General features: G+C 25.2%; 1 protein-coding gene. It reads right to left on the reverse strand.

Translation table 11 applies throughout. The features are described from left to right. The coding region (locus U880_RS10900; protein ID WP_326942975.1) for a BBA14 family lipoprotein at nucleotides 1–237 on the reverse strand (237 nt) is incomplete at its 3' end. Between the last annotated feature and the right edge of the window lie 85 nt (nucleotides 238–322).

Raw genomic sequence — 322 nt, forward strand, 5'->3', positions numbered from 1 at the left:
ATTGAAATAAGTAAACTTAGGATAATGTGGGTCTTTAACTTTTTTTTGTGTACGTGTTAAGAATACTTGCAAATACATAATATAATCAGCCAACTTAGCTTCATAAGTACTAAGCTCTTTAAGAGATTCTGTTTTTGGAAGTGTTGGTTCTTCTATTAATGAAGCAATAGTAGTACAAGAAATTATAAGGAAAAGAGAAATTAATCTTGATAATAGAATTATCTTTTGAATTTTTATATTAAGCCTCCTTTAATATCTTTATATAAGAATTCATAATCTTATTTCTTTTACTTCTAAGTTGAGATATATATTTTGCAGTTTC

Origin of the sequence: Borrelia hispanica CRI (assembly GCF_000500065.1) — a bacterium.
GTDB classification, from domain to species: domain Bacteria; phylum Spirochaetota; class Spirochaetia; order Borreliales; family Borreliaceae; genus Borrelia; species Borrelia hispanica.